Here is a 26,891-nt window from a genome sequence, read left to right on the forward strand (position 1 = left end):
TATTCCTGATCTCCCTTATTTGCTTACTTATCAGATGAAGTGATTAGGGTAACTCTTCCCTGAGCGCCGTAGCCAACTTCACTGAGATAAAGATTAGAGTCGTGGAGTTCAGCAATGATGTGTTGTGCTGATTGTTGAGCATCGAGAGCGGGACTAATATCAACTGCTCTGGTGTATACTTTGGGCCATTCCCATCTCATTGTCTTGGTTAAACCAGCTAAACCGGCTCCGATGACTCCAAAGTTGGTGTTATGCTCAAACCCAAAGGCTCCATCTAAACGAGCTACTGTGAGAAAACAACTGCGTCCGTAACGTGCGGCTTCATTGAGGGATTTTTTCAGGTGTTTCGCCATGAAAAAGACGTGTTTAACGATCGCCTTTTCTTGTTCAATGTAAGGAAGTGTCTTTGTGTGACTGACTTGGAAGACTGGGTGAATATGGATGAATGCCCCAATGCTGCCGATGTTACTTGCGATCGCAGATAATTTATCTTGTAGTAGTTGTTCGCTGAAATCTACTAGGGTGATGCGGGTAACGCCTGGGGGTAAAAGTGCTTGTTGGGGAATTACCGCTTGGGGGAAGCTGAGAACTACAACTTTCCAGCCTTTATCTACTAAGGATTGCACTACCACCGAGGTGGTGAGGGAACCATCATCGGTGACTAAGGCGATGTGTCCCTCTGGTAAGTTGAAGTCTAAGTAATCTGGTTGGGGAAGGTATTTGAGTTTGATGGGTAGACGTTGAACGTTATGCTCTACATCTATTATCGGCTCGTTGTCAAACTCAAATTCATGCTTTTTTTTTTCACCTCCAGCCAGCTTCTGGAGATAATCAACTATTTGACCGATGGTGCGGAGGTCGCCGAGTTCTTCGATGTTTGGTTTGGGTAGGTCGGGGTACATTTCTTGCATCGCACCCAGGATTTCTACTCGTTTGATGGAGTCGATACCTAAGTCGGCTTCCATGTCCATTTCCAGTTCCAGCATCTCTACTGGGTAACCAGTTTTTTCACTGGTAATGTTCAGTAGGGTTTGACCGATGTCTGCGTAATCAGCGCTGGTTGTGGTTTCAGTTGTGGTTTCTACTTCGGGGGCGAAGGAAACTACTTCGCTGAGTGGAACTACTGGTTCAGGTGCAGTTACTACAGTTTCTACGGGGGCGACTACTGCAACTGGAGCGACTGGTTCAGGTGCAGTGACTACGGTTGCAACTGGGGCGACTACTTGGGGAATTTCCGCAACTTCTTGTACGGGAGCAGCTACAGAGGTGTTACCAGCGGCGTGGTTTTGCAGGTATTCAACAACTTGGCCAATGGTGCGTTTTTCGGCTAATTCTTCCAAGTTGGGCTTGGGTAGGTCGGGGTATAATTCTTGCAATCCGCCTAAGATTTCTACCCGTTTGATGGAGTCAATACCTAAGTCTGCCTCCATATCCATGTCCATCTCTAACATTTCGATGGGGTAGCCTGTCTTTTCACTGGTGATGCTTAACAGGTTATTACCCAATTCAGATAAATCGACGGTGCTGGATGCAGGTGCGGGTGCAGGGATGAAAGCAACTGTTTCCGCTACAGGTGCGGCTACAGGTTCAGGCTGAACGGGAGCTACGGAAATCTCAACTACAGGTTGAGGAGGAATTTCCACAACTGGAGGCGCAGGAATTTCTGCTACAGGCTCAGGCTGAGGTTCAACAATTTTGGGAGCAGAGCCATTTTTGGCTACAGGCTCAATTTTTGGCTCAACTACAGGCGCAGTAAGAGTTTCAACAATTTTGGCGGTGGGTGGAACGGGTGCTTCGGTAACAGCTTCGCTAACGAAGGGTAATGTTACCTGGGGTAGGGTGATTTCTTCACCAGCAACGAGGTGAGAATACTCTTGCTGAATTAGTTGGAAAAAGTTTTTGGTATATTCGATTTGCTCTTGGAGATATTGCTCATGGATGCGTAGAGTTTCACCTTGTTGGGAATGAAACTGCATCATGCTGCGCTCTAAGCTTTCCATGACAACTTGCTTGAGCTTGGCGGTTTCTGTTGAAGTTTTAGCTTCAGCGAGTAAAGCGTTTTGTTGTTGCATCAGTTGGAAAAATGTTTTGGCATATTCCATCTGATGATTGAGATATTGTTCGTGAACTTGTAAATTTTCGCTTTGATTGTTCTGAAATTGAGCCAGGAGATATTCTAAACTTTCTAGAACTCTTTGATAATTTACAGGTTTTTCAGGTGTTTGCATCTTTGATTCCTGGGCTGGAGTTTGTAAAAGGGTCGCAGGATTCATTTGAGGCTTGGTTTGAGGAGCATAAGCAACGCCGTTCATGACTGGGGTAGGGGCAGTTTTCTTATGTCCGTTAGTGTGAATGGGTGTGGGACTTACAGGTTCTATGTTCACAGGTGCAGGTGAAGGTGCAGAGATTGCGGGGGTAATGGTAACTTCAGATGCAGGTGCAGCTACTGCGGGAGTAACAGTAACTTCAGATGCAGGTGTAGCTACTGCAGGGGTAATGGTAACTTCAGATGCAGATGCAGCTAGCTTAACTTTATGTCCGTTTTGCAAAGCTTGCGGGAAGGCATTTTTGGTTTTTTCCGACACAAAATTAATGCCGTTTAACTTCACCGTTAACGCTTTTTTCTTCTCGTTTTCGGGTGCGGGGAGTGCAGGAGGTAGTTGATAAGGATCGAGATTTTGCAAATTCATCCCCACTACACGCATCTGTACAGCAGCTTCGCGCAAAGAGCGATCGCTGTTCTTTTGGGTGCTGGGGTTTAAGGAAATGGTCAGGTGCGGGCGATCGCCTAAAGTATCTTTGACTAAGTTGCTGAGTATTCTGCGGGGGCCAAATTCCACGAAGCAGTAACCACCAGCAGCGTAGATATTCTCAATCTCTTGCTTAAACAGCACCGAGTTGGAGAGGTGACTTTCCAGAACTTTTTGAATTGCAGGTGCTTCTTGGGGATACTTTTGCCCAGAGACATTGCTGAAAACTGGGATTTGGGGAATTTGGAACTTGACAGACTTAGTTGCGATCGCAAAGGATTTCTGAGCAAATGCAATCAATGGGGTGTGGAACGCTGCGGATACAGGTAGTAATACAGCCGCACAACCTTTGTCATGTAATACTTGGCGAACTTTCGCGATTTCGGCGGTGGGGCCAGCTAACACCACTTGGGTAGGAGAATTGATATTAGCAATTAACACCTGAGGATAATGCCTAACAATCGCTTCTACCTTGGCAATGTCTTCTTTGACTGCCAACATACTACCGCGATCGTGGTCTGGGTCTTCGGGAGCCGCCATTGCTTGACCGCGAGCTTTCACCAGGAACAGGTAATCTTCTTCGCTTAATACACCCGCAGCCCATAAAGCTGTCAGTTCACCAAAGCTGTGTCCCGCAACAAAATCGGATTTGAAACCAGCTTGTTGCATGATGGTATACAGCCCAGCACTCAATACCCCAATCGCTGGTTGAGCGTATTCTGTGCGCTGTAATGCTGCTACTTGAGCATTCTTTTCTGCTTCTTCAAATGCTGGGTTGGGGAAGACAATTTCCGACAATGAGCGCAAGTTATCTTTCAGCAACAGGCTGTCCATTTTGCTGTAGAGACGGCGCAATTGGGGGAAGTTCATCACCAATTCCCGGCCCATATCTAAATATTGAGAGCCTTGACCAGAGAACAGCGCCACAACTTTACCAGCCAAATTCATTCCCGAAGAACGGAAGTAAATACCTTGGGGATGCTCCCAAGAGATAGCTGCGCCTTTGTGCTTGAGCCAATCCAAACTAATTTGCAATAACTTGCAAGCTTCTTGCAGATTCTCAGCGACAAAGCCAACTCTCGCAGATGTTTGGGGAATTTCTTGTGCTGTAGAATCTTGAATCAGTTGGGCATAATGTCTTTCGCCGTCTTTTGACTGCAACTTCGCCAAGGTTTCTTCGCACTTAGCGATTAGTTGAGCAGAAGTCCCAGCAAACAGCAGAATTTCTGCAGGTGCATTATGTAAGCGGTAAGGCTTATCTTGTTCGGCTTCGTATTCTTCTAAAACTACGTGGTAATTGGTACCGCCAAAGCCAAAGGAACTCACACCAGCACGTCTTGGCGCGTCACCTTCGGCGCGAATCCAAGGTCTGGTTTCGGTATTCAAATAAAAGGAGGAATTTTTAATGTTGAGTTTGGGGTTTGGCTCGGTAATGTTAATGGTTGGTGGCAATATCTTGTGATGTAATGCCAAAGCAGTTTTAATTAAACTTGCTGCACCTGCGGCTGCTTTTGTATGTCCAATTTGGGACTTTACACTACCCAGCGCAATGTGCTGCTTTTTCGAGTCATGTTCGGCAAAGAAATCACGCAAAGAGCCGAATTCTGTTGGGTCGCCAGCCATTGTCCCTGTGCCGTGCGCTTCCATTAAGCCTACAGTAGCGGGAGAAAAGCCAGCATCTTCATAAGCACGTTCTAAGGCTTTAACTTGACCTTCTTTGCGGGGAGCATAAATACTCTTGTAGCGGCCATCGCTAGAAGTACCGATACCTTTGATGACTGCATAGATTTTATCGTTGTCCCGTTCCGCATCTTCTAAGCGCTTGAGGACAATCATCCCGATACCTTCACCCAGCATCATCCCATCGGACTTAGCATCGAAAGGTTTCACATTCTCGCTAGGAGAAACAGCCGGGGTTTTGCTGAAGGAGATGTAAGCCATGATGGTGTTGTCGGTGTCTACACCACCAGTCAGCATCATGTCGCTGCGATACTCAACTAGTTCGCTAATCGCCATTTTCAAAGCGCCAAAGGAACTAGCACAAGCAGCATCAACTACGCAATTCATCCCGCCAAAATTGAGACGGTTGGCAATTCTGCCTGCAACTACGTTCGCTAACATCCCAGGGAAGGCATTTTCATCCCATTTGACATAAGCGCTTTTAATTTTTTCTATAATTTTGGCGGTATCTTCATCAGATAAACCGCTGCTTTTTAGCGCCTTTTCCCAAACTGGATATTCTAATCTGGCGGAAAGTGGCATACCTAATTGTTTAGCCATCGCCACGCCTAAGATTACCCCAATATTCTCGCGGCTAAACTCACGGGTTTCTCCATAACCAGCATCTTCCATTGCTTCTTTCGCAACCACTAAACTTAATAGTTGCGATACATCAGTAACTTCTAAAATGCTGGGGGGAATACCAAATTCCATTGGGTTAAAATCAACCTCAGGAATAAACCCACCTCGTTTGCAATAGGTTTTATCTTCCGGTGTTCTGGGGTTTGGATCGTAGTAATCTTTAACGCTCCAGTGAGTTTCTGGAACATCTGTAATACAGTCGGCTTTGCTAATAATATTGCGCCAATATTCCCGTAAATTCCGTGACTTAGGAAATAAAGATGCCATCCCAATAATGGCTATAGGATTTTGTTGTAATTGTCTGTTAATCTTGTTAATGGAAATTGGCTTATCCGACTTCACTTTTTTCTCCTCTATAAACTTAACCAAAGTCTTTTCACAACTGTTAATCTGGGCTTCTAAATCAGCCAAGGCAGCATCAATGGAATTAGCAGACATAGGACATAACGAATCTGAAGGACTTTGAATTGCAAAGCCACAGAAATTTCTGTTGCTGTACAATAATGAAAGCTATCTGTTTGACGAGCAGCTAGCTATCCTATCTGCAAAAGCTAAATGCTTTTGGTGCGAATTAGCACTACACCATGTGTAAAGAATGAAGGCTTAAGGCTAAAAGGTGATTTATATTCATTCTTTGACCTTCAAACTTTAGGGAACGTAATTTTGCAAAAATACTAGACAACGCCCGACTCTTGATAATGTGGCAGCAAGTCAATAACGTTGTTGAAATTAGTAAAATAGTCTTGAAGCGCGTTAGCAGCTTGACCAGTGAATTCAATCCATTCGTAGTGATAGAGATTTTGGGCAACTGCATCCCACTGGAGCAAGGGAAACTTAGGAGTAGCTATTAGGACAGAAACGCTTTTTTCTCCCAAACTAGTTTGACTATCTAAGTTTATTGCAGCCACATAGCTGGTGTTAATGACAACGTTCTGTATCTTGATAAATGTCATAGCCAGTTTCAGCTTCCAGGATAATATATTTTATGCAATTCGCCCGATAGAAGTTGACAAGTTCGTTACCAAAAAAACCTTACCTATACTCCGAATTGATGCACTTATTTAAATAATCTTCGAGTATTTCTAAGGTGATAACAATGCGGCTTGGTTTAGTTTATTTCTTTTTTACTACGCAGAAATCAACTAAATTAGCCGCCGCTTTGAAACACTTGAATTAATACAAAGACTAGCACAAATTGAATAAAGCGAATTGTTTAATTCAATTAATTTAAGAAAGAAAATTGAGTGTTGCTGACAAAAAGATTTAATTAAGTTGAAAGCACAAGTATCAACTTGTCCCTTAATTAGCAACCCCATATTTGCTTGCTTAATTGCTAGATATCGATTAAATAATAATTGTAATAATAACCGTAATAAATAAGTTAAATAAATTACGTTGGAATTAGTACAAAGATTGGATGAAGACGCAACCGTATTTTTTTCAGCATAACATCATAAATCCCCAAAATTTTTTAGTGTTTTTTCAAGATAAATCAACATAAGAAATAAATAAGTGTTTTATAAAGCAAAGCTTAATTTTGCTAAAAGTGCATGATAAACAGCAATTTTGTTCCAAACATTCTCTCGTTTACCTAAGGGGGATCGCGCGAGATATTTAATACTTCTCAGACATCCTCTAAAAGACCGTCTACAGGCTGTTTGACGTGCCAATACAGTTCAGTTAGGCTGAGATGCATTATATCGTAGGGGCACGGCGCTAGTAAGATTGTCTAGTTGTGAAAAATATTTTGGGTGTTCCCTACAAAGATCGTTAACTGAACCGTATTGTGGCATATACTACTCTATGATTATTCTTAACAGAGTTCTCTTGAAAATCAGTAATAAACAGCATCTTTACCCCTGAAGAAATTACTGCCCTCTCTGCGGAAATTGACCGCCAGTTAATAGAACTGCGCTCTGCTCCAGATTCAGAGCAAAAACAAGGAGATGATAAAATCTCAGATGAAAAATTGTTGGTAAAACAAACCGCAGCAATTACAAATCTGACACAAGAAAACTCTAAGAGTTTTTTGCAGAAATTTGGACGCGCTGCTAAAAGTGATTTATGCCAAGAAGGGGGAATGCTGAATAAGCAGTGGAAGAAATGGGGCGATTTGGATAATCAGGATGCTGTGGAACGCTTGGGTGCGGTGTTGGTAACGATGGGTTTTTCGGGGGATGTGTTATCTCCTTTAGTTGTTGCAGTCATGGTGATTATTATTCACATTGGGTTGAAAGCTTTTTGTGAAGATTATTCTGCGGAAGTGGATAATAAATGAATTTTGCATCACGCAAAGGCGCAGAGAGTAAGAGTTTTAAGAGTTGAATTTAAATCGTCAAGCCTGTAGGGGCGGGGTCTTTTTCATGGGTGTCCACTTAAGCTAAAAGCTATATATGGCGAGCATTGTGCAAAAACTTTCGCCCTCATCCCCTAACCCCTTCTCCCCCGGGAGAAGGGGAATTAAGGAAATTAAATCTCTTGCTCCTCCTGGAGAAGGGAAATTAAATCTCTTGCTCGCCCAGGAGAAGGGGAATTAAATCTCTCGCTCCCCCGGGAGAAGGGAAATTAAATCTCTTGCTCCCCTCTCCCACCGGGAGAGGGGCTGGGGGTGAGGGCAAAAACCTTGCTACAAAGCGGGTTTCGCGTTAAGTTGACACGTATGGGAATTGCCTTGCCCTCTAGAATAATTGATGTGTCGCAAATATTATAGGGGTTATCGGTTGAGTCCACACACTCTTAAGGGCACGGCAGTGCCGATGCCCCTACAGGCGACGATATAATTTTGTCTTGCATCCAACTGAGAAGCACTATATTTGAATTGGTATTAGATTCTTGACGGTGCGTTGCGCTGCGCGACAACACACCCTACTTTTACGGCGAATTACGAATTACGAATTATTTAATAACGCTTCAAGGGATTGAGGGTCAGCAATACCCCGCAGGATAGCGGAGATAATCATAGACTCTTCCAAATTTAACTGCTCACACAGTATATTCTCATCTCGCTCGCCGGCTAAGATAAGACGGATGGCAGCAACGAGATTTTGCCAAACTTCTGCAAGATTCTCCATCTCAACTTCTAACTGTTCCCTGATTTCTGCATTATCCACAGCATCTACTACCCTTGCAATAAACTGCCCATATTGCCGCAACTCATACTGTGTCCCTGCAAACGCCGCTTTTGCTTGCCTTGCTTGGCGACGATATTCTTTAGCTTGGGTGGTGTTGCCTTGCTTGTCGGCAATCTTTGCCAATGTGTCATAGGTTTTCCAAATCTCAGCCGCAGCCGGGTCTAAGGTTTTGTGAATGGCTAATGCTTCTTCTGCCAATTGTCGGGCTTCGCTGAGGCGGTGGGGTTGGTTTTGTAGTATGAAAGCGAGGTTACTTAATGTTTGAGATGCATTTGCTTGATTTTCTAATTTTTGATATTGCTTCAAAGCCTTACGAAGCCAAGCTTCCGCCTCTCCCAGGTTGCCAGCAAGTGCATTGAGGTTGCCTAATTGACCCCAAGTACTTGCTGCATCTGCCAGATTTCCTAGAGATTCTTGAATTTGTGCTGATGTTCGGTAGGCATCTTCCGCATCGTCCCACTGCTTACCTTTTTCGTATACTATACCCAGTTGATGCCAAGCTGCAGCTTCTTGTGCTGGTTCGTTGAGTTGCCGACAAGTAGTCAGTGCTTCACGGTAACGCTGTTCTGCTTCTGAAAGGTTGCCTTGCAGCATAGCTAGAGTTGCGAGTTGAAGATTTGATACGGCAGCCCCACTAAGGTTTCCAATTTCTTTATCAATAACTAATCCTGCTTCATAAGCAATGCGTGCCTCACCATAATCTCCCATATCCCTCAGTGCATCTGCCAATTCAGTCTGCAACGTTCCCATCAGTTTCTTTACATCATCAGACTGTTCGAAATGCTGCGCCACTGCCAACCCCTGACGGTAGATTTGTGCTGCTTGTGCTGTTTGTCTTTGCAACAACAAGCATCGCCCTAACCTAACCAAAGTAACGCAGTAGTTAAAACTTGGTTGCTCGCCCAACTCTGCCAGTATCTCACTAAACACCTGTGCTGCTTCTTGATAGCGACCAGCATTGAATAATTGCTCGCCTGAACTTGTACGGCTGAGATACCATGTATGGGAACCTACTTCCACAGTCAACTGAGCAATCCGTTGATTTAGTAAAGTGAGATCGCGGTTAAGTCCAAATTTGCCAAGAAAAAAGTTTACATTGTCAACAAACTCTACTGCCCATTCTGCACCTGCATTCAACGCCCCATCAACTGCATAAAGTAAATTCGGTAATTCCCGTTCGGCAATGGTACGGGCAAAATCAGGGTCTTTTATATCTTTATTGTACAAATAGTGAGAAAGTAGATAATAACACTGTTGATAACGGGCAAGCAGTTGTGTCTGTGCTTCTGGGGATAAGCGCGGCCACAAGGCAGGGGCTAAGGTGGGGTGAAATTTGAGAAAAGGCCCATCAACTTGAATTAACCCAGTGGCTTCTAAGGCAGGGCGCAAAATTTGCCACTGTGACTCAGAAATTTCTGTAATTTCCAGCAAGATATACTCAAGCGCCCCGCCCTGAAACACGCCTAAGCGAGGCAATAACTGCATTGCTTCAGCATCCAACCGTTCCAAAGATAAATTCAAAGATGCCAATAGGGGATTATTTGGTGTTTGGGCAATCAAGGTTTCTAAGCGTTGTCCCAACTCTGCCGGACGGCGACTTTCCAACTGTTTCGCTAACAAACCAATCGACAGGGGATGAAAATCCACCAGTTTAAATAATTCCAACAACACACCGCGTTTAGGTGGGTCAAATTTGGGTGATAGCGTCAGTTTAATCAAACTCTGGAAATACGCTAGGGCATCTTCTTGTCCCAAACCTCGCAAAGATAAGGAGATATGTTTGCGACTGCCTTGTGTGGGATAATCAGGATAGTGAAAATCTGGTGTGCGAGTGGTGAGTAATACCCGACATTCCCCAACCTCAGACCACTGTTTTGCCACGGTTAACAGTTCCCCTAGAGGTTCCCCTTGCAAGGTTTCTAAGTTATCTAAAATCAGCAATGTAGCTTGCTTACGCAACGCCTGAGTCGCCGCCGCCCCATCAATTAAACTCTCGTCTAACACTGTCGCCAGGGTGCTAACTGCCCACCCTACAGCATCCACACCACCAAAAGCAGCATAATCAACAAAACAAACTTTCTCAAACATCCCCGTGCGGTGTAACCAGCGTCCTGCTTCCTGGACAAGATAGGTTTTTCCCTGTCCACCAAAACCCGATACTGTGAGGCGGCGCGTTCCCTGGACAAACCATCGTTCTATCTGCCACAATTCCCGGCTACGACCAAAGAATCCAGCTTCTTGTATATCCGGCAAGTTTCCCCATTTTGGTGTCTCGCCGCTTTCTTGGTTGTTCAAGTCTTGCTGCTGCAATAACGGCGTATCACCCGCTGCTTGATACAAGGCAGGTAAAAACCAATCTTGCAATTTTAACTGCACCCGGTTCTCACCCCGTTGCCGTTCTCCCCGTTGTTGGTTGAGATACAAGTCTCGCCGCGCATTATCTAATGCTTCACCCATACCAGCACCAGATACTAAACCCTGATAAAATTTGGCAAACAGTTGTTGGGTAGTTGTCACTAATACCGAATGAGTCATTGCCAAGACGGTGGGAATACCTGCATGGGTTAACCTAGCGGCTACACTACCCATTGCATCCTCTCCATCTTCGCCACCCATCGCCGCCGACTGACAGGCAGACAAAACAATTAACCCCACTTTTTGCCGATTCAGCATATCACCTAAGGTTTCGGCAGTAATCAGGGCTTTTTTCCCTTCTTTATCCTCAAATAACAAGTAACCAATATTGCCGCCGTTCTCATTCCCGCCTTTAGTTAGTCCCACCGGGTCGCTATGTTTAGCCTGTTCTTGGAAACGCCCATCTAAATCAAATACCCCATGACCGTCAAAATGCACAATATCAACAGGGGGTTGGCGGGAGTCTTCTAGCCGCGCTACTAAATTATCCAAGGTGGCTGGACGCAAAAATTCTACCTCAACTCGTCCGGCTGCTGCTTGTTGAATGGCGTTCAACACTGCCATTGCTTCACCACGGGGGTCAATAAATCCTGCATCACTGGGACGACTAATGACAAACAATAACCGCAATCGGTCTTTGACTTGCACTTTAAACGGTCTGCGTCCACCCCCTGCACCAGCCAAGCGGCGACGAATCGAAATGCGGGGATTTTCGTGAAACAAATAAGTACCTTGTGGGTCGCATAACAATTCCCAAGGCAGCGATAAAATTGCTGGATGACTGGCGCTGATTGTTAATAAGCGTCCTGGTTGATTTTCATCTTGAAAATCATTAAACAGCCGTTGAGCAGCCCGATTTTGAAAAACTGCATTAAATAAATCTTCGCCCCATTGCCGGAATTTTTTTGCTATCCCTTCCGCCCGTTTATCATCTACATCCGTTGTGTAATGTGCCGCATAAGTTTCTAAGTACCAGCGAATCTCTTCTCTGTCTGCTGCACTCAATGGTGAGGCAAAATCCAGTCTCTCAGTTTCTTGCCCATCAAATGTTACAATGACTTGATTATTCTCTGGGAAGCGGAGATTTAATTCCATAGTCGGCTGTGTGGGCGTGGCGGGTTATTTGAGATAATACAAACTTTTTAGCCTAAATTCCGTAAAAATGCCAGGCGATCGCGTTTCGTTATATTCTAGAGGGCATGGCAGTACCCAGTGAGGTCAATTGAACGTGAAACCCGCTTGGTTGCAAGGTTTTGCCCTCACCCCCAGCCCCTCTCCCTGAGGGAGAGGGGAGCAAGAGATTTAATTCCCCTTCTCCCTGAGGGAGAAGGGGTTAGGGGATGAGGGCGAGGGTTTTTGTACAACACGCGCCGTATATAGCTTTTAGGTTAAGTTGACACGTATGGGCACTACCATGCCCCTACAATTTTTATGACATTGTGTAATTAATTTTGTGTAACTACTTATTCATTTGCGATCGCAAACTCGCCAACAACAGAAGCCACTATCGTTAAGTCAATAGCGGCTATTCTCAACTCAACAGTGACTTTGCTCAACTCAATGGTGGCTTTGCTTAACTCAACAGTGGCTATTCTCAACTCAATGGCGGCTATTCTTAACTCAATGGTGGCTTTGCTCAATTCAATAGTGGCTTTCCTAATGTTTCCTACCTCTTGTTTTTGCCTCTTGCCTTCTTAAGAAGAGTAATTAAATACCGAAATATTACTGATATTAGCTGAAAATTGTACGTTCAAAAATTGCTATTTATGCTGAACCAGATTGCGATTTAATTAAGGCAAGCTATGTTTAGAAATATTTGAACAGGGCAAATTTATGAGTCGCAAAAAACGTAAATACAGCGTTTTAGAAAAAGTTGAGTCAAGAGCAGCCGGGATGAAATTGGTCGATCCAAATCTGAAACTGGATGATGATTATAGTCTAGAAAAACTGATGGAGTCAATGGAACAGTTACGGAATAAACTTGAGATTCATAATAACGCTCTATCTTTAGCTGATTCTTCTTTAGCTGAAGTTGAAGAGATGGAAAAAAATTTGACTAAACTTTCTCAAAAGATGCTTATGCTAATTGCTATTAAGTACGGCACAGATAGCCCTCAATATGAAACAGCAGGTGGTGTTCGAGATAGCGATCGCGTTCGCAAAATGAGGTCGAGCCGCTTGAAAAATGTTGCACAACAAGCATCAGATAATAGTAAAATCGCGAATTTTAGCGAATAGAATGAGACTGTTGGTCAATTCACGAAGAGTTAAACCCCTATCCCTCAAAGCTTGGCAATAAGGTTAGTCAAGGATAAGATGAGTTGATTTTATTATGGAATATGAACCCTCACCCCTTCCCTCTCCCAGAGGGAGAGGGAGTAAAGAAAAAGAACAGGAACAAGAGAATCAACAAAAATATAAAAATAACTCTTATCCCCCTCTCCCAGAGGGAGAGGGGCTAGGGGTGAGGGCAGAAATTGCAAAATTAGCAGGTAGCAACCGACAAATTCCCGATCTATTATTAGAACGCGCTCGCGAATTAAGAAAACAACAAACACCAGCAGAAAAAATATTGTGGGAATGTTTAAGAAATCGACGTTTATTAAATAAAAAATTTCGCAGACAACATAATATTGATAGATATATTGTTGATTTTTATTGTCACGAAAAATTACTAATTATCGAGGTAGATGGTAGTATTCATGCAAGTCAGCAAGCTGAAGATTATATTAGAGAAAACTGGTTGCTATCTCATCAATTTACTGTTATTCGCTTTAGTAATGAGCAAATATTTAATGATATCGAGTCAGTTTTACATACAATTGCTCAAGCCCTCATCCCCTAACCCCTTCTCCCTCAGGGAGAAGGGGAACTGAGCAATGGTAGACTCTGATGACAGATGTTGTTGAAATAGCTGAAAACTGCTGCTGTCTCTGCGTCCTTTATTACCTCGTTTTCTGAGATTGCTTTCCCGTCCACTTCTCCCATCGCCCAATTCCCCGGCTAACTAACTCCGGCCGATCGTCGCCAATAAAACAGATTCGCCCCATGCGTTCGCAAGCAATTAAAACTTCACCATTACCCATAAACGGTGCAATCACAAAATTATTGAGACTGGTATATAAATTAATTAAGTAATTAACAATTCCTTCTACACCTTCAACATTAATTTCTGTCTGTGGCTGGGATAGAGATTGATGAGAAAAAATCCCTACATAGATATTTCCTAACAGTAATTCGTATTGAAAAGGCATTTGATTACGCTGATAAAATTCATAAATCTGCCCTTGCGATCGCAGTACCGCTACAACCCGCGCTTCCCCAACTAAATAATTATGATTCCAAGTTGAGGAGACAGTCGCGATCGCCAATGCTGCATCCGAGGGTAGCAAGTTCGTGAACTCTTGTTTCGCCGTATCGCCACAATACACTAAATGCCTTCCTAGCATCCATTCTTCACCCACCGTTACATTTTTCGCTGGGTTGGATGGCTGACACTGGCTTTTTTTGGACAGTGACTTGACTTCTTTTTCTGCCAAAGCACTGTTATATGCTAAAGTCTGTAACTCTTTTTGCTTATTCTTAGCCTCAGCCAGCAGTTTGGCTTGCTTTTCAGCCGCTTGTACATCTCCTTGCGCCTCGGCTAATTCAAAAGCCTGTTGTGCTGCTTCTGCTACAGCGCGTTCTTGACTACCTGCTCTGGCTATTTTTAATAAAGCTGTGGGACTTTCGGCGATCGCAGTTCCCTTAATCATTTGTTTGACATCGGGGTGAATCCCTTTTGCAATCTGCTTTCCATGCTGAAAGGTGCGCTCAGAGTAGCCAGCCTCCCTTGCTAACTCCACAGTTCGTTTTAGAGGTGGTGAAATCATTTCACCACCTTTAAGAGTATGTTGGTTATCTCCCGCCTTCGCCCGCAATCCCATACGTTCCAAAATGCGATCGCGCTCCAACCACAACTCCGATCGCTCTAGCGGTTCTAGCTCATTACGGATCAAATTCTCATCAATCTCTGCTAAACGAGCTTGTTCAGCATATTGGTAGGTCACAATATTACAGGCGATCGCATCCAGCCCCAACAGCTTACAAGCCGTCAACCGATGCAATCCCGCAATTAAATTCAGCTTTTGATCCACCGTAATCGGGTTCAAAAGACCATTAGCCCTAATTGATTCCTTTAATTCATCAACCTTCTCACCCTTAATTGGACGGCGGTTACGACCAACGAGAATTTGATTTATGGGCACAATAGGCATAATTACTATTGTTCAGTGCAACCAGTTCAAACACCAACCATAGCATTAAGATATCAGGAGTCAAGGGTCAGGTGTCATTTGTCATTTGTCCCCCCACACTCCCCACACTCCCCACACTCCCCACACTCCTCACACTCCCTCATCCTCAATTTGACAAGAATGTCTTATGGTACACAACTAAGCTCACAATAATCCGTTGATAATAGTAGAGTCCGTTGATTAACCATAATATTTGGAAATAAAATGAGGAAAATTACTTAATATATATTACCTATTTCCTCATCATTCTCTGAGAGATATTATGGATATTCAACCAAAAATGAGACAGCGAAAACGAATTGACAAGCTAAAGGGTTTTTGCAATACTTTAACAAAGCTTTATCCTAGTTTTTCCACCTTATTTTCTCAGTGCTGCGTTATTCTGTCACTATAATTGTATCGCTGGCACTACAAAATTATTGGCTGCAAAATTCAATAATTGTAGTGGATAAAACTGAGATATTTAGGAATAGAGCTAAGATAAATTTAGCGGCCTAACTAGTAATTTGTATTGGCAACAAAAGTGTAAAAAATTTAAATCTAGGATTTCTTTTAATTCCTGAAATATTTGTAGCCCACCGTATCTGGATTGTGGTGGGTACTGTCCACCCTACATTTATACTTATCCCATTTCTGCAAGTCGAAAAAGTTGGGATAAGCCTAATCTAATCAACAGATATAAGCGTTGAAGTTATCTCCAGGCATAGCACAATTGGAATGAAAATATGGCAGTAAACAAAGAAAGCCCATTATTCAAACAGCCCGTACAAAGATGGCAAATAGTTTTAGGAGTTTCTGTCATCTTCGCTACTGGACTAGCATCTTTTTACACTTTATCAACATTATTTCGGTCTAATATTCAGAGTCGCCCAACAAATCCGCCAAAGGCTGCTCCGGCGAAAGTTGCAATCACTGCTTTAGGGCGTTTACAGCCTCAAGGCGAAATTACTTATTTGTCTGCACCTCATTCCATTAACGGTGTGCGAGTTGAAAAACTATTAGTTAAGGAAGGAGACAAGGTACAAGCTGGACAAATCTTAGCTTACCTAGAAGACTACAATCGCTCTACAGCAGCTTTGCAACAAGCTTTAGATAAACTGCAAGTTGCGAAAGCCCAATTAGCTCAAGTAAAATCTGGTGCTAAAACTGGAGATATTGACGCTCAAAAAGCGACGATCGCGAGTTTACAGTCACAATTAAAAGGTGACGTAGCAACCCAAGACGCAACCGTTGCAAGACTCCTGGCGCAGGTAGAAAACGCTAAAACCGAAAACGATCGCTATCAGCAATTGTTCAAACAAGGTGCGATCGCCGCTTCTGTATCAGATAGCAAAGCACTGCAACTCAAAACTGCACAACAGCAGCTAGCGGAAGCCCAAGCCACCAAGAAGCGTACTCAAGACACACTACAAAGCCAAATTAAACAAGCACAATCGCAACTCAGCAGTGTTAAAGAAGTACGTCCTGTAGATGTTGAGTTAGCACAAACCCAAGTCAGAAGTGCCACAACTGCTGTTAAACAAGCAAAAGCAGACCAAGATTTAACTTACATTAAATCTCCCATTGACGGCACAATTTTGAAAGTTCACGCCAGGACAGGCGAAGTAATTGCTACTTCTGGCTTTGCGGAGATAGGTAATATCTCGCAAATGTATGTGGTTGCAGAAGTGTATCAAACCGATATTCAAAAAGTGCGTAAAGGTCAAAAAGTGACTATTACTAGCCCAGCAATTGTCGGCAAATTGCAGGGAACCGTAGAAGAAGTGGGTTGGCAAGTTGACAAGCAAAGTATCTTCAGCCTCAACCCAGGATCGGACACAGATCGCAAAATTGTTGAGGTAAAAATCTGCATAGACGATCCCGCAGATAGCGCCAAAGTATCAAGGCTCACCAACTTACAAGTTGATGTTGCGATTCATATTTAAGAGTCAAGAGTCAAATGACGAATGACAGATGACCAATGACAAATGACAACTGACAATTCTTAATTCATGAATTTTAAAATTCCTTTAGCATGGCTACAGCTAGTCCAGCAAAAAGTGCGTTTTCTGGTAGCTATAGCGGGGATTGCTTTTATTGTGCTGCTGATGTTTATTCAGCTAGGGTTTCAAGACGCACTTTATTCTAGTGCTACCGCAGTACATCAAAGTTTGAAAGGAGATTTGTTTTTAGTTAGTTCTCAATATAAGTCTTTGACCTCAAATCAAAGCTTTTCTCGAACTCGTTTATATCAAGCATTGGGGTTTGATGGTGTCGAGTCAGTTAGCCCAATCTATTTGCAATTTGCCAAGTTGAAAAACCCTGTAAATAGCGAGAAATATTCAATCTATGTTATTGGGTTCGATCCTGGGAGATCGGTTTTAAATATTCCTGAAGTTGAGGAAAATTTAGACAAACTCAAAATTCCGGATATGATGCTTTTCGACCGGGATTCACGTTCGGAATTTGGGCCGATTGCAGAAAGATTCAATCGAGGTCAAACTGAACAGACAGTTGAAATATTTCCCTTTAATTCATTAATTGGTTATCGTGTCAGAGTTGGCGGCTTATTTAGTTTAGGGCCTTCCTTTGGGGTAGATGGTAACTTAATTGTCAGCGATTCAACTTTTCTGCGCATCAATCCCAATACCCGCCCCGCAGAAATGATAGATGTAGGCGTAATCACTTTAAAACCTGGTACAGATCCAGAGAAGGTTCTGAAAAGTTTACAAGCTTCATTACCTAATGACGTTCAAGTTTTTACTTACCAAGGTTTTATTGATTTTGAAAAACAATATTGGGCTATCAGAACCCCAATTGGTTTTATTCTGAGTCTAATGCTGACAATGGCTTCTGTTGTAGGTGTCGTAATTGTTTACCAAATTCTCTACAGCAACATTTCGACTCAATTTGTGGCTTATGCAACTTTAAAAGCTATGGGTTATGCCAATAGATACTTATTGAATGTGGTTTTTCAGCAAGCTTTATTATTGGCAATTTTAAGCTTTATTCCCGGATTTATTTTATCCGTGCTGCTCTACGATTTTGCTATGAAAGCCACAAAGTTGCCAATTATGATGACCTTTAACAATGCGTTCTTGGTCTTAGTTTCCGCAATTTTAATGTGCTTAACTTCTGGGTCGTTAGCTATCAATAAACTGCGTTCCGCAGACCCCGCCGATATTTTCTAAATTATTGCGATATACGGATTGTCGTAAAGGGTGGGGAGACCCGCCCCTACAAAATTAATCAATCATCTCTGCTTTATGAACCTGGAAAACAAAACTCTCCTAATCACCGGAATTGACGAATTTATCGGTTGGCGTGCGGCTGAGTTAGCCATCGCTAAGGGAATGAAAGTCCGAGGGCTACAAAGTTCTGCTGTTGGCGATAAAAAAGCGCAAAACTTAGGCGTTGAGGTGATTGTTGGTAGTATTAACGATGCGAAGATTGCTCAAAAAGCTTGTGAGGGAGTAGACATCGTTTTCCACACTGCTCAACTTGCTCAAGAAGCTGGCGCAATCAAAGATTTTCGTGAGATGAATGTTGACGGAACCATCACTATGGCGAAAGCGGCCAAAAGTGCTGGTGTCAAAACCTTTGTGCATCTTTCGAGTGTATTGGTTTATGGATTTAATTATAGCGATCGCATCACAGAATCCGAGCCATTAGCTGAAGAAAAAAACCCTTACTGCCAAAGTAAAATTGAAGCAGAAGTTGCCCTACTACCGCTAAATAATCCCCCAGATTTTGGCATTATTATCATTCGAGCAGGCGATGTTTACGGGCCGGGATGTATCCCTTGGGTAGTTCGCCCAGTTCATTTTATGCGTCAAAAGTTATTTGCTTATGCTAGTGATGAACACGGCGTTATCAATCACGTATATGTAGATAACTTAATTGATGGTATTTTTCTTGCTATTGAAAAAGAAACTTACGGCGAAATCTTCAATATTACAGACGGCGAACAAACTTCTTGGAAAGAGTATTTTACACGTTTAGCTGAAATATCTGGTTCCCCTGCACCCATGTCTTTAGGAAAAGACGAAATCAAACTATTTCTCAAACTGCGCGTGCAAGGACAAAAGCTATTTCGTAAAAAAGCCGATATTCTGCCAGAGTCAATAGATTTTATGACTCGTCCCTACGCTTGTTCTATTGCTAAAGCCCAAAGCTTATTAAATTATACACCCAAAATTGGGCTAGAAGAGGGATTACAAATCATACAAGAATGGCTAGAAAAGACCAATATTCAAGACTTGATGAAATAGTCTAGTTATTTCTCTCTGTGCCTTTGTGGTTTAAAAATTGTACCACAGAGACACTAAGACACAAAGTAAAAACAATAAAGTTCATCCCTAAAAAAGTAGTTTATTTATGAGGAATCAAATGTTGAAACTCTCTAAAATTTCTGCTTTGATTATTGCTGCTTTAACAAGTCTAAGCTTCATTAAAATTGTCAATGCTGCACCTGCTGAAACCCTAACTGTTGTTGTGAATGGTATCCGCAGCCAGAAAGGAGAAATTTGCATTGGAGTTTACGCTCAAGATAAAGCAAAAGCATTTCCTTTAAATACTGCTAATGTATCGCGAAGTGCTTGTCAGAAAATCACAGGTAGCACGTTAAAATACCAGTTTGCTGGTTTAAAGCCAGGCAATTATGCTGTTGCTATTGTTGACGATCAAAATGGCGATCGCAAACTCAATCGCGACTTTTTCGGTATTCCTACAGAAGGTTTTGGAATTTCCCAAAACCCCACTGTATCCATCCAAACTGGTACGCCTAAATTTCGCGATGCTAGTTTTGCGGTGAATAAAAATACAACCGTCAACATCACTGTGAAATATTCTCTCGACCCCTAAATCAGTCAAGGGTGGGGAAATCCCGCCCCTAAGGGAGGCTCAAAAATTCATGGCAGATTTGGAGAAATTTCTGTGTAACTCGTTGCTGGGTTGGCTGGCTATTCAGGTATGTTTAACCCTGGTGTTTCTATTGTCTCTGCATTCAAGCCAGAAAAACTTGTTACCAGATGACCAGTTACCCAAAACTGCGGTGATTCTTTGTCTGCGGGGAGCCGATCCTTATCTGAGACAATGCTTACGCGCCTTGCTGCGACAAAATTATCCCCAATATGAATTAAAAGTTGTAGTCGATCATCAAGACGATCCAGCTTGGAACATTGCGATTGAGACAATCCAAAAATTAGGAGTAGCTAACGTAGAAATTAGCTCTTTGCGCAATGTACGCAACAATTGTAGTCTCAAGTGCAGTTCTTTAGTGCAAGCTGTCTCAGAATTGGATGATTCCTACAAGATAGTTGCCTTGGTTGATAGCCATACTGTAGTCCATCGTAATTGGCTGCGAGAATTAGTCAACCCCTTAGCCCATCCTAAGGTGGGTGCAACAACTGGTGGCCCTTGGTATTTGCCTGAAGGTAAATACTGGTGGTCTTTAGTACCTTATATCAGCAATGTATCCTTAGTTATACAGAAGTATCTGTTTGGGATGCCTTGGGGTGGAAGTTTGGCTATCAAAATAGAAGTACTTCACCAATCGGGACTTCTCAATAAATGGAGTCTAGCTCTGTGCGAAGATATTGCGATCGCTAGCGTCTTACGCAAGTATAAGATGCGGGTAAAATTTGTACCTTCGCTGTTAATGGTGAATCGGGAAGATTGCGATTTACCTAGTTTAAGAGATCGAATTCAGCGCCAACTGATTTGTTCTCGACTTTATCATCCCCAACCAACGGCTATTATTGGCGATACTATCTCCAGCATATTAATTCCTACTATGGTGTTGATATGTTTGCTATGGGCATTGTTCGCTTCGCAATGGGAGAATTTTGTGCTGTTGTTGGGATGTTATAGCAGCTATACCGTAGGCTTACTCTGGCTTATGCTGATTTTAGAGCAAGGAGTACAGCAAAATACACGCGATCGCCATCAACCACAAGCACAAATTTCCTTGACCACAATCTGCAAACTGCTAATTGGCATTCCCCTAACTCAATGGATCTATGGGTTAGGGCTGTTGTCAACTTTGGGAATGTCTACAATTACATGGCGTGGTGTCAGCTATCGCATCTTTGGCCCTTGGAATATTCGGCTGGAAGAGTATAAGCCGTATCGCGGGGGATGAGGGAGGATGGGGAGTGTGGGAAGGGTGGGGAGTGTGGGGAGACAAGGGGGAAAGAAATGCTTGACCCTTGACTCTTGACTCTTTACCAATGACCAATGACCAATGACAAATGACTCCTAAAGCTTTTCATGAAATCTGCTGCGTAAATCCTAAGTTCAGCACTTTCATGGAATTTATAGGTGTGAAGCATGAACGATTGGGCGGTGTTGCTGTCTCAGGTTTTGCTGGGTTGGCTGGCCATTCAAGTCTTGTTAATTGCGATATTTGTCTGGAATCTGCGTTTTTACCAGGGTAAATTATTACCAGATGATAAGTTACCCAAAACTGCGATCGTTCTTTGCTTGAGGGGTGCAGATCCTTTTCTGGCAAACTGTTTGCGTGCTTTATTAAATCAGAATTATCCTCAGTACGATCTCAAGCTGATTATTGACCGCCAAGAAGATCCAGCTTGGAAAATTGCCACGGATACCATTCAAGAACTAGGTGCAACTAACGCGCAAATCAGCCCTTTGTACTTTATCCGCAGAAACTGTAGCTTAAAATGCAGTTCTCTGGTGCAAGCAGTGTCAGAGTTAGACAATTCTTATCGGGTAGTTGCTTTAGTCGATGCTGATACAGTTGTGCATCCTAATTGGTTGCGGGAATTAGTTAGTCCTTTAGCTAATCCCCAAATTGGCGCGACAACAGGTAATCGTTGGTATTTACCCACAGGTAAATATTGCGGTTCTTTAGTGCGTTACATCTGGAACGTATCCGCAGTTGTGCAGATGTATCTTTACGGGATTCCTTGGGGTGGAACTCTTGCAGTCAAAACAGAAGTTCTCCACCAAACAGGACTTGTAGATAAGTGGAGTAAAGCTTTTGGCGAAGATACCATGATGCGCAGCGTCTTGGCTAAACATCAGCTAAAAGTGAAATTTGTACCTTCCTTAATGATGCTGAATCGGGAAGAATCAGATTTACCCAGCTTAAGATACTGGCTGCAACGGCAATTACTCGCTTCTCGCCTGTATCATCCTTGGTGGTTAGCTGTAGTTGGTGACACAATTTTAACTATATGCATCCCGACTGCGATCGCTTTCTTATTTTTAGCCGCTTTATTCACTCAACAATGGCAGACCGCTATCTTCTGCTTTATTTGCTATAGCGGCTATATGCTAGCCCTCCTCTTGCTTGTACTTGTCTTAGAAAAACAAATACAGCAAGTACTTCGTCGTCACAGCGAACCAGAAACAAAACTATCAACCACCACCATCATCAAAATCTTCTTTGGCATTCCCTTTACCCAATGGGTTTACGGTTTAGCAATGCTATCATCCCTGTGGATGCCAAGAGTTAAATGGCGCGGAATCACCTATGAAATCAAAGGGCCTTGGAACCTGCGACTCCTGGACTACCGCCCTTACCAAATCATAGATCGACCAAGCGATCGCAAACTTTCTCTCTAAGTAGCGCAATCAAAATACTGGGGATGTCTGTCCTTTGTCATTTGTCTTTTGTTTAATGACCAATGACCAATGACGACTTTCATGAAATCTCAGCTGCGTAAATCCTAAAACCAAAACCAGCCCTTTCATGAAATATTTCCTTAACCATGAAAAACCAACCTCTGCGGATCGCCTTATTAACCGGACTGTACGCACCCTTCCTCACAGGGGTATCAGTTGCAGTACACCAGCGAGTTCGTTGGCTACTCCAGCAAGGACACGAAGTTTTTCTCATTCATCCCGAAATTAACGATAAATACCCCAAACAAGTTGGTAGTCGTCCCATGCCAGGATTAGAAGAGTTACAGGCTTATCCTAACTTTTCCTCCTACGCATTCCCTACCGAACCGTTGATTTTCTACAAATCTCTGCCTCAACCGTTAAATTACAAACATTGGAACGATACTAAGTTACTTGCAAACTTCCAACCAGATATAATTGTGGCGGAAGAATCAGCCCAAATGCAAGGAGTTTACTCAGCTTTCTTGCAAGGTTACGGTCGCCCAGTAGGAGTTAAATATGCCAAACAAACAGGCACTCCTATTATTTCAGTGTTTCATACAGATATCGTCGCATATATCAAATATTACCTAGGAAGCTTCTTCTTTAGCTTGCTGCGCCCGATTATTCCCTTGATAGTTAAGCAAGTCAGCAAAGTTTATAACGTCAATTTATTTCCATCGCGGGAACAGCTAATTAAGTACGAAAAATTGCAATGTCAACGTAGCGAATACGTCCCTTATCAAGGTATTGATTGCGAAAAATTCCATCCCCGCAATATTTGTTACGACCCCATCCCCAACGACAAGAGACCAACCCTGCTGTTTGTCGGACGCATCACCGCCGAAAAGAACGTCACCCAACTCATAGATGCATACCCCTTAATTGCTGCCAAAATTCCTGACGTGCATCTAGTTATCGTTGGTAGCGGCCCTCTTGACGAACAAATCAAAAGACGTGCCCAAAAGTATAAATCAGGAATTACAATTTGGGGAGAATCTCACGGCACAGAACTGTTAGGTTGGTTTGCTAGAGCTGATGTCTTTATTAACCCCTCCGTCACCGAAAACTTCTGTACCACAAATAACGAAGCCCTAGCTTCTGGAACCCCTGTAGTTGCAGCCTTCGCACCCTCAACTACAGAACAAGTAATTCCCGGACACAACGGCTTTCTTGCTGAACCAAACAACCCAGCAGATTTCGCCCAAAAAGTCATTACTATTCTGGAAAATCCCGAACTTAAAGCCCACATGGCCCAGAACGCTCGCCCATCAATTTTAGAATATGATTGGTCAGCTTGTATGGAAAAGTTTGAAGAAAAGCTCTATCAACTAGTTGCTTTATCAACTAAGCCCACAGTGAAAGTTCATTAACTTTGTACCTCTGTGTCTTTGTGTTCAAAAATTATTTAATCACAAAGACACAAAGAAAATCATACAGCTTATTTCAGATAAATAAGGTACGCAGGTAGGGGCACGGCAGTGCCCTTGCCTATGTACTTTAATTACCTAAAAAATCTGCATCCAAAAGGATAACTCGACTCACCAAGTTACACCCTCTAACTCAATAGGAAATAGCTGACGATTTGATAATCAATCTTCATCTAAAGCATGAATTAAATACTCTCCTGTTTCTTGCTGCTCATCCCAAAAAAATTGTGATTTCTACGATCTAAAAGAAATTTAGCGTCGTTTTGCGGATGTTGCCTAAATTAATTAAAATAACCGATACAATCTTGAAAAAAGACTATTGAAACTACTTAGACGTTAACATGGCAAGAATATCTAACGTTCACGTGACTCTTTTTCTAACCGAACTGGATTTAGATGAAGAAGAGTTGCAAGCAGAAGTGCAAAACCTGCTCCCGCAGCTAAGAGAAGTAGATGGCGTGGAAGCAGTAGATTCAGTAGCTGTGGAAGACACACCTAGGGGTGCAAAGGCTTTCGGCGGTTTTTTGTTGGGATTACTAAATTTAGAAATTAATCCGGCGAATATCAAGACGTTGTTTAAATTTCTAGGAGATCGCTTCGGTAACAAACCCATTAAACTTGTAGTCAAGGCTCCTGATGGCAGAGAACTCAACATAGAAGCCAGTAGTCGAGAGGAATTTGAATTTGCCATGCAGCAAGCACAGGATTTTTTGAATAATACCCAAAAAACACAAGACAGCTAAGATGGCGAAGGTTGCACTGCTGATAGGGATTAGTGAATATGAGCCAGGATTAAACCCTCTACCTGCTGCGGTCAATGATATCGAAGCAATGCGGCGAGTGTTAGCAAATCCAGAAATAGGTGGCTTTGCTGAGGAAAATATTATGGTGTTGGAAAATCCTGAACGTCAGAAGATGGAGGAAGCAATCGAGAAGTTGTTTGCGGAGCGCCAAAAGGATGACTTGGTACTTTTCTTCTTCTCCGGTCATGGGATTAAGGATGACACAGGCAAGCTTTATCTAGCAACACGCACCACACGCAAAACAGCAAAAGGAGATTTAATTCGTGCATCCGCAGTTACAGCCAATTTTGTACATGAAAGTATCGGTCGTAGTAGATCTCAAAGACAAGTCATCATTCTAGACTGTTGTTTTAGTGGTGCGATCGCCCAAGGCATGACTGTTAGAGATGATGGTATTATCAATGTTCAAGAGCAGCTTGGTGGAAAAGGAAGAGCAATCCTCACTTCTTCGACTTCTACCCAATATTCATTTGAGCAAGAAGGTTCAGAACTCTCAATTTATACTCGTTATTTAGTAGAAGGTATTGAAACAGGTGCAGCCGATAAAGATACAGATGGTTGGATTTCCATCGATGAGCTGCATGAGTATGCAAGTACGAAAGTTCAAGAAGCCTCACCTGCAATGACTCCTAAGTTCTATCCTGTTGAGGAAGGACATAAAATTTTATTGGCAAAGTCGCCTAAGGATGACCCCAAACTGAAGTATCGTAAGGAATTTAATAGTATTGCTCTTGAGGATGAAGGAGAGATTTCTATTGGCAATCGCTTTTATCTCAATGAGTTGCAGAATAATCTGAGATTATTACCTGAGGATGCTAATTTAATTGAGTTTGAGGTTCTGGAACCCTATCGCAAACGCCAGGAAAAATTGCAACGCTATGAGCAAGCTTTATCGCAGGTACTACAAAGGCAATACCCCATCGGTGAAAGAGAGCAGAATGGATTGCAACGCTTACAAAATATCTTAAATCTTCGAGATGAAGATATAGCTGCAATTAAACAACGAGTGCTTGCCCCAAAACAAGCTGAATATCAAAAACAGCAAGCCGAAAGATTGCGCCAGGAACAAGAAAGGGCGGAGTATCAAAAACAGCAAGCAGAATTACAAGAACAACGAGAAAGCGAATCATCTAAAGCTGTGTCTCACCCAAGTATTCAAACTCAGACTTTTGAGTTCGACAGCGCTATCTTAACGGTAAAAAGCTCAGGATTTTTTGGTATGGGAAAAAAAACTTATGAAATTAACCGCAGTCGCGGACGCGCTGAGTTTTTTACAGAAAACCTGGGTAATGGCGTAGTTCTGGAAATGGTGGCAATTCCTGGTGGTAAATTTCTCATGGGTTCGCCAGAGGATGAGCCAGCAAGACTTAGCTATGAAAGCCCACAACATAACGTCACCATTCAATCCTTTTTCATGGGTAAATTTCCTGTCACCCAGAGCCAATGGCAAGCCGTTGCTGCTCTTAATAAAGTAAACTTTGATTTAAATCCTGACCCATCCAATTTTAAAGGTGCTAATCGACCTGTTGAACGTGTTTCTTGGGATAATGCAGTTGAGTTTTGTGCCAGACTATCTAACAAAACAGGGAAAACCTATCGTTTACCCACTGAAGCAGAATGGGAATATGCTTGTCGTGCGGGAACAACTACGCCGTTTTATTTTGGTGAAACGATTACGACTGATTTAGCCAATTATCGCGGAACAGACTGGGATTATCAGGGAACATTGTACCCAGGTAATTACGCTCAAGGCCCAAAGGGTGAATTTCGCGAGCAAACAACAGATGTTGGCAAATTTCCTGCCAATCCCTTTGGTTTATTTGATATGCATGGTAATATTTGCGAATGGTGTCAAGATGAGTGGCACAAAAATTATAATGGAGCGCTAACAGACGACAGTGCTTGGTTTATTGGAGATAATGATAAATACAGGCTGCTGCGTGGTGGTTCGTGGCTCAACCTTCCCAAGAATTGTCGTTCGGCGGTTCCCAGCAAGCGCGCGCGTGACGATAGGGACAACTACGTGGGTTTTCGGGTTGTGGTGGTGCGGCGCAGGACTTAGTAGCCCTTTACTTTTTGCTTCTCTATCAGAAGTTGA

General features: G+C 42.8%; 17 protein-coding genes. 12 read left to right on the forward strand and 5 right to left on the reverse strand.

The genetic code is table 11. The features are described from left to right. Positions 1-23: 23 nt before the first annotated feature. Positions 24-5,549: a type I polyketide synthase gene (locus AACU33_RS13170; RefSeq protein WP_096589057.1), complete on the reverse strand. Its 5,526-nt coding sequence runs from the start codon at positions 5,547-5,549 to the stop codon at positions 24-26. 236 nt (positions 5,550-5,785) lie between these two features. Further along, complete coding sequence (locus AACU33_RS13175) at positions 5,786-6,064, reverse strand: hypothetical protein (protein ID WP_096589059.1); 279 nt, start codon at positions 6,062-6,064, stop codon at positions 5,786-5,788. A 1,016-nt stretch (positions 6,065-7,080) separates the two neighbouring features. Here AACU33_RS13175 and AACU33_RS13180 point away from each other — a divergent pair. Further along, a complete protein-coding gene (locus AACU33_RS13180; RefSeq protein ID WP_339375978.1) occupies positions 7,081-7,389 on the forward strand; it encodes a hypothetical protein in 309 nt (102 codons plus the stop codon). A gap of 610 nt (positions 7,390-7,999) precedes the next feature. Here the strand turns inward: AACU33_RS13180 and AACU33_RS13185 are convergent. Together AACU33_RS13185 and AACU33_RS13190 are read right to left on the reverse strand one after the other, a co-directional pair. After that, positions 8,000-11,752, reverse strand: coding sequence for a CHAT domain-containing protein (locus AACU33_RS13185; protein WP_096589063.1), 3,753 nt, complete (start codon positions 11,750-11,752; stop codon positions 8,000-8,002). A gap of 368 nt (positions 11,753-12,120) precedes the next feature. Beyond that, positions 12,121-12,297 carry a hypothetical protein gene (locus tag AACU33_RS13190; RefSeq protein WP_339375979.1) on the reverse strand — a complete coding sequence of 59 codons (177 nt, stop codon included), beginning with the start codon at positions 12,295-12,297 and terminating at the stop codon, positions 12,121-12,123. A 193-nt stretch (positions 12,298-12,490) separates the two neighbouring features. On the opposite strand from AACU33_RS13190, the gene AACU33_RS13195 reads away from it, so the two are divergent. Both AACU33_RS13195 and AACU33_RS13200 read left to right on the forward strand, forming a co-directional pair. Then, positions 12,491-12,895, forward strand: coding sequence for a hypothetical protein (locus tag AACU33_RS13195; protein WP_096589065.1), 405 nt, complete (start codon positions 12,491-12,493; stop codon positions 12,893-12,895). 94 nt (positions 12,896-12,989) lie between these two features. Then, entirely contained in the window at positions 12,990-13,502 is a 513-nt protein-coding gene (locus AACU33_RS13200; protein ID WP_339375980.1) for an endonuclease domain-containing protein, read from the forward strand. 100 nt (positions 13,503-13,602) lie between these two features. Here AACU33_RS13200 and AACU33_RS13205 read toward each other — a convergent pair whose 3' ends face one another. Beyond that, entirely contained in the window at positions 13,603-14,913 is a 1,311-nt protein-coding gene (locus AACU33_RS13205; RefSeq protein ID WP_096589067.1) for a ParB/RepB/Spo0J family partition protein, read from the reverse strand. A 764-nt stretch (positions 14,914-15,677) separates the two neighbouring features. Here AACU33_RS13205 and AACU33_RS13210 point away from each other — a divergent pair. The 9 genes from AACU33_RS13210 (at position 15,678) to AACU33_RS13250 (ending at position 26,855) form a co-directional block, all read left to right on the forward strand. Further along, complete coding sequence (locus AACU33_RS13210) at positions 15,678-16,877, forward strand: ABC exporter membrane fusion protein (RefSeq protein ID WP_096589069.1); 1,200 nt, start codon at positions 15,678-15,680, stop codon at positions 16,875-16,877. Between the two features lie 66 nt (positions 16,878-16,943). Next, positions 16,944-18,122 (forward strand): ABC transporter permease DevC, encoded by a 1,179-nt coding sequence (gene devC / locus AACU33_RS13215; protein WP_096589071.1) that lies wholly within the window; start codon positions 16,944-16,946, stop codon positions 18,120-18,122. A 75-nt stretch (positions 18,123-18,197) separates the two neighbouring features. After that, a complete protein-coding gene (locus tag AACU33_RS13220) occupies positions 18,198-19,202 on the forward strand; it encodes an NAD-dependent epimerase/dehydratase family protein (RefSeq protein WP_096589073.1) in 1,005 nt (334 codons plus the stop codon). Between the two features lie 118 nt (positions 19,203-19,320). Next, on the forward strand, positions 19,321-19,794 hold the full coding sequence (locus AACU33_RS13225) for a DUF2141 domain-containing protein (RefSeq protein ID WP_096589075.1): 474 nt from the start codon (positions 19,321-19,323) through the stop codon (positions 19,792-19,794). Between the two features lie 49 nt (positions 19,795-19,843). Beyond that, entirely contained in the window at positions 19,844-21,073 is a 1,230-nt protein-coding gene (locus AACU33_RS13230; RefSeq protein WP_096589077.1) for a glycosyltransferase, read from the forward strand. Positions 21,074-21,261: 188 nt separating this feature from the next. Continuing rightward, positions 21,262-22,521, forward strand: coding sequence for a glycosyltransferase (locus AACU33_RS13235; protein ID WP_096589079.1), 1,260 nt, complete (start codon positions 21,262-21,264; stop codon positions 22,519-22,521). Positions 22,522-22,667: 146 nt separating this feature from the next. Beyond that, on the forward strand, positions 22,668-23,933 hold the full coding sequence (locus tag AACU33_RS13240) for a glycosyltransferase (RefSeq protein WP_096589081.1): 1,266 nt from the start codon (positions 22,668-22,670) through the stop codon (positions 23,931-23,933). Between the two features lie 398 nt (positions 23,934-24,331). After that, complete coding sequence (locus tag AACU33_RS13245) at positions 24,332-24,733, forward strand: sugar ABC transporter permease (RefSeq protein ID WP_096589083.1); 402 nt, start codon at positions 24,332-24,334, stop codon at positions 24,731-24,733. Position 24,734: 1 nt separating this feature from the next. Beyond that, complete coding sequence (locus tag AACU33_RS13250; protein ID WP_096589085.1) at positions 24,735-26,855, forward strand: caspase, EACC1-associated type; 2,121 nt, start codon at positions 24,735-24,737, stop codon at positions 26,853-26,855. Positions 26,856-26,891: the final 36 nt, after the last annotated feature.

Source organism: Calothrix sp. NIES-2098 (assembly GCF_963875125.1).
Taxonomy (GTDB): Bacteria; Cyanobacteriota; Cyanobacteriia; order Cyanobacteriales; family Nostocaceae; genus Aulosira.